Raw genomic sequence first — 5,151 nt, forward strand, 5'->3', positions numbered from 1 at the left:
GCATTGCAATTTGATGCGACGCTTCATTATCAGACGAAATTAAATCGGCAACAGCTTCTGCCTGAGATAAATCTAATTTTCCATTTAAAAAAGCACGAAGTGTAAATTCTCCAGCTTGAGCCATTCGACAACCTTTTCTTAGCAATAGTTGAATAATTTGTTGCTGAATAAAAATAGAACCATGACAGGATATTTCGATTACGTTCTCACCTGTATAAGAATTTGGATTTTTAAATATTGAAACCAAAACCTGATCGTAGATTTTAGTATCATCAACAATTGTCCCTAGGTGAATTGTATGTGTTTTTTGCTTACTCAAATCTTTACCTGAAACCGATTGAAAAACTTCTGCAGCAATTGTAATCGCGTCCTTTCCAGACATTCTAATAATAGCAACAGCGCCAGCTCCAGATGGAGTTGCCAAAGCAACAATGGTTTCGTTATAAATCATAATTTTTTATTTGAAAGTGCAAAGATACCAATTTAAAATTCTTTTATAGAACGCAAGTAGTAGTTTGAAGTTTATCTTAACATTCGATGTTAAATAATTGCAAATATGACCATTGTCATGTTTTTTGTGGCTTTATTGAAGTACCTTTATGATGTTAACCAATATTAATTATTTATGAAAAAGATATTATTTCCAACAGATTTCTCAGAAATTGCCAATAACGCATTTGTTCATGCTCTTGGTTTGGCAAGATTGGTTCAAGGAGAACTTATTTTATTGCACACGTACGAATTGCCAATTGTAGAAAATCAATTTGCTCCAATGAATTATCAATCGGTTTTTGATAGTTTGGAATTGGCTAATTTGGATAAATTTAAAGACGAAGTTCCAAAATTACGTCAGATTGCCGAAGAGAATAATTTTGCCGATATTAAAATGAGCCACATGCTTATGGATGGCGATTTGATTTTTAACATCAAAGAAATAATTAAAAAAGAACCAATAGATTTTGTTGTTATGGGAACTTCTGGCGCAGTAGGATGGAAGGAAACCTTTGTTGGAACTACTACGGGAGAAGCAATTGCAAGTTTAAGCGTGCCCGTTTTGAGCATTCCAAAAGATGCCAAATACACTAAAATTTCAACTATCGGATTTACAACTCGTTTCAGAGAAAAAGATAAAGAAGCTTTGAAACAAGTAATTAAAATTGCCAAAGCAGCCAATGCATCTGTAAAATGTCTTTATGTAAAAACTACAACTTCAGATAATGATGAAGCGACTTTTAATAATTGGAAAGAGATTTTCAAAAGCGAACCAGTAACGTTCTTCATTCTTCCTGATGAAAATATAAAAGAAACAATTTCCGATTTTATTACCAATCAAGGTATCGATGTTTTGGCAATGCTAACCTACAAAAGAGGTTTCTTTGAATCGTTATTTACAACTGGTTTTACAGAGAAAATGTCTTATAATTCTGAAATTCCAGTCTTGGCATTACACGAATAAGTTTGTTATAATTTAAAAAACCGTTCTGATATAAATCGGAACGGTTTTCGTTGGTTTAGGTTAGTTAATTGTATTTTTAGTTGTTAAGCATAACTGGCATAACAAGCATTGTAACGGTTTCACCTTCGTCAAGTCCATCAACTGGAGTTAAAATTCCGGCGCGATTTGGCATTGACATTTCTAATTGTATTTCATCTGATTGTAAATTGCTCAACATTTCAAGTAAAAAACGAGAGTTGAATCCAATTTGCATGTCATCACCTTGGTAATCACAAGTCAATCTTTCTTCAGCTTTGTTAGAATAATCGATATCTTCTGCAGAAATATTTAATTCGGCACCAGCAATTTTCAAACGAATTTGGTGTGTAGTTTTATTTGAGAAAATCGCAACACGACGAACCGAACTAAAAAATTGTGTTCTATCAATCAATAATTTATTTGGATTTTCTTTTGGAATAACTGCTTCATAATTTGGATATTTTCCATCAATTAATCTACAAGTTAAAATGTAATTTTCGAATGAAAAAGTGGCATTAGCATCGTTGTAATCAATTTTTACTTCAGCATCAGAAGCACCCAAAATACTTTTCAAAATATTTAATGGTTTCTTAGGCATAATAAAATCGGCTACTTGCGACGCTTTCACATCTGTACGAGCATATTTTACTAATTTGTGTGCGTCAGTTGCAACAAATATTAATCCTTCTGGAGAAAACTGAAAGAAAACACCGCTCATTACCGGACGTAAATCGTCGTTTCCTGCAGCGAAAATAGTTTTGCTAATTGCTGTTGCTAAAACTTCTGCTGGAACTAATGTAGATGATGGATCGTCTAAAGCTACCGATTTTGGAAATTCTTCTCCTGGCGCATAAGCAATCGCGTATTTACCCGAGTTAGAACTGATTTCGATAGTGCTATTTTCTTCAACTGTAAAGGTTAAAGGTTGTTCTGGAAATGTCTTTAAAATATCTAATAATAATTTCGCAGGAACAGCAACACTTCCTTGATCGGTTGACTCAATTTCTAAAGTAGCCGACATAGTCGTTTCTAAATCAGAAGAAGAAACGGTTAATGCTTTTTTATCTAATTCAAATAAAAAGTTATCTAAAATTGGTAAGGTATTGCTACTGTTGATAACGCTACCTAAAACTTGTAGTTGTTTTAATAAATACGAGCTAGAAACTATAAACTTCATCTTATATTATTTTTTACAAATATATCTTAAAGAAATAGATTTCAAAAAGATTTTTATTAACATTACTTACTGTATTTTCTTTTTCTGATAAATGTGAACACTAATCCAAAGACCAATAAAATTAGTATTGGAACTCCGACAGTTATGATTTGCGAAAATGTATATTCTTCATAAACCTTTTCTTTATCTAAAATTGGCAAGTCAACTTCTTTACTTCTAATGTTAATAAGTCCGTTATCGTCAAGCAAATAATTCACGCAATTCAGCATAAACTCTTTATTTGCATACATATTATTGGTCCATTTATCAAAACCTAATTCAAGTGGTTGGTAATTTTTATCCAATTGATTTTTGATAATATCTCCATCAGAAATGATAATCATTTTATTGTCTTTTCCGATTGGTTTGAAACTACTTTCTTTAAACGGAAGCACACGATTTTCATACATCGAATGAAATTTTCCTTCTAATAAAACAGCTACAGGAAAACCTAAACTTCCTTTAAACTCATTCATGTCGGGTTTATCGGCAACCATGTTCAAACTCACTTCAACAGGAGTTCCAACAGGTTTAGAATATTTGGAAGACGATAATAAAACGGTTTTTTTTATATCGTTTTTTAGTAGTTCTATTGGGTTTGTGAATTCAAATTTTAAGGCATCCAAATTACTTACAATAGGATGTTTAGAATCGGAATAAATCACAGGCGAATACATCCACGGATATTGAGTATATTGTGTTGTACTTCCTTGTTGACCTGTGGCTAACGAAATTGGTGCTGCTTGTAAATCTTTAATCAAATCGGGTTTTATTCGAACGCCATATTTGAAAAACATGTCAGACAAATTCAAATCACGAGGAAAAGCCAAATTGCTTCCATCCTGATTGTACAAACTGTCCATTTCCATATTCACTTGATCTACCAACCACAATGTTTTTCCGCCATTGATGATGAATTGATCTAAGACTTCTTTCTCTTCATCAGTAAAAGCCTCGCTTGGTTTGGCAATAACAGCTAAATCATATTTTTTTAGATATTTTAAACTCTCATTTGGATTTTTGGCAACAGAATCTAAGGTGAAAGTTCCAATGTAATAATTTTCACGTACTGACTTCACAAAATCGGCAATTAGAATATCGTGTAATTCACCTTTTCCTTTGATAACGGCAACTTTTTTCTCTTTCTTTTTTGAAACAGTATTAAATCCGTTTGCAAAAGCATATTCAAGATGTTGCACAGAACTTACTACTTTCTCTGCTGTCGATGCGCCCATCATGTTTTTTAACAACGGAACTTTCGTGCTTTTATCACCATAAGTAACGACTGCCCAAGGAAAAACTACTTCTTGTGTTTGCTTTCCTTTATCTTCTAGAGTTACGTTTAATGGTGTTAATCCGCGGTCATAAAACGATTGCATAATTGCCTCACGATCGGTTTCATCTTCTAGCGGATTTACAAATTGAAAAATGATATTCGAATTGTAAGCTTTAAATTCTTCTAATAATTGTTGGGTTTCGGTTTGTAATTTTTTGAATTCACCAGGGAAATTTCCTTCCAAAAACACATCAACGTATAAAGGTTCTTTTACTTCTTTTATGATATTTAAAGAAGTTTGCGAAAGCGTATAACGTTGGTCTGATGTTAAATCGAAACGCTTAAAGAAAAAGTTTCCGGCAAAATTTAATACAACTAAAATGGCAATAGTTGTAAGTAGTACTTTTAAGTTAGACTTCTTATTTTCCATTACGATTTTAGAGATTTTAATTTATAAACAGTCATTGATAGAAATAAAATGGTGATGCTCACAAAATAAAGCACGTCGCGCGTGTCAATAACACCACGACTTATACTTTTAAAGTGATAATCCATACCAAATAGTTCAATTAAATTTTCGGAACTTTTGATTAACGTAGTTAAACCTTGAAATCCGTAATAAAATATAAAACACAGAAAAACCGAAAGTATGAATGCAACAATCTGATTTTCGGATAACGTAGAAGTGAAAATTCCAATTGCGGTATAACTTGCGATTAAAAATAGTAGTCCAAAATAGGAACCCATTGTGCTTCCCATATCGATATTTCCTTCTGGCATTCCTAAACCATAAATCACGTAAACGTAGATGAAAGTTGGGATAATTGCAATTACAATTAAAAGAAAAGCACCAAAGAATTTTCCGCCAACGATTTCCCAAATAGAAATTGGTTTGGTCATTAATAGTTCGATGGTTCCTTGTTTTTTCTCATCAGAAAAACTACGCATGGTAACGGCCGGAATTAGAAAAATTAAAATCCACGGTGCGATGGTAAAAAACGGTGTTAAATCGGCGAATCCGCTGTTTAAAATATTAAAATCGCCTTCAAAAACCCAAAGGAATAATCCGTTGAGCAATAAGAAAATTGCGATTACTAAATAACCTATTGGCGAACCAAAAAAGGATTTAATTTCACGTAGTAGTATTGATTTCATATTTAATTTGCCACAAAGGCGCTAAGTCAC

At 32.6% G+C, this 5,151-nt stretch carries 4 protein-coding genes and 1 pseudogene; 1 reads left to right on the forward strand and 4 read right to left on the reverse strand.

Features of this window, described 5'->3' with window-relative positions; translation table 11 throughout:
- Positions 1 to 451 (reverse strand): annotated as a pseudogene (locus DIU01_RS11705) (tRNA uridine-5-carboxymethylaminomethyl(34) synthesis GTPase MnmE); the annotation flags it as partial.
- Between the two features lie 174 nt (positions 452 to 625).
- On the opposite strand from DIU01_RS11705, the gene DIU01_RS11710 reads away from it, so the two are divergent.
- On the forward strand, positions 626 to 1,456 hold the full coding sequence (locus tag DIU01_RS11710; RefSeq protein ID WP_290834660.1) for a universal stress protein: 831 nt from the start codon (positions 626 to 628) through the stop codon (positions 1,454 to 1,456).
- A gap of 76 nt (positions 1,457 to 1,532) precedes the next feature.
- On the opposite strand, the gene dnaN is transcribed toward DIU01_RS11710, so the two are convergent.
- The 3 genes from dnaN to gldF form a co-directional block, all read right to left on the reverse strand.
- The gene (gene dnaN / locus DIU01_RS11715) at positions 1,533 to 2,651 is read right to left on the reverse strand and encodes a DNA polymerase III subunit beta (RefSeq protein WP_035126629.1); all 1,119 of its coding nucleotides are present in this window, start codon (positions 2,649 to 2,651) and stop codon (positions 1,533 to 1,535) included.
- A 62-nt stretch (positions 2,652 to 2,713) separates the two neighbouring features.
- Positions 2,714 to 4,396, reverse strand: coding sequence for a gliding motility-associated ABC transporter substrate-binding protein GldG (gene gldG, locus DIU01_RS11720; protein ID WP_290834665.1), 1,683 nt, complete (start codon positions 4,394 to 4,396; stop codon positions 2,714 to 2,716).
- Positions 4,396 to 5,121: a gliding motility-associated ABC transporter permease subunit GldF gene (gene gldF / locus DIU01_RS11725; RefSeq protein ID WP_290834667.1), complete on the reverse strand. Its 726-nt coding sequence runs from the start codon at positions 5,119 to 5,121 to the stop codon at positions 4,396 to 4,398. Before gldF ends, gldG begins: the two co-directional genes overlap by 1 nt.
- Positions 5,122 to 5,151: the final 30 nt, after the last annotated feature.

The organism is Flavobacterium sp. (genome assembly GCF_003525665.1).
Taxonomy (GTDB): Bacteria; Bacteroidota; Bacteroidia; order Flavobacteriales; family Flavobacteriaceae; genus Flavobacterium.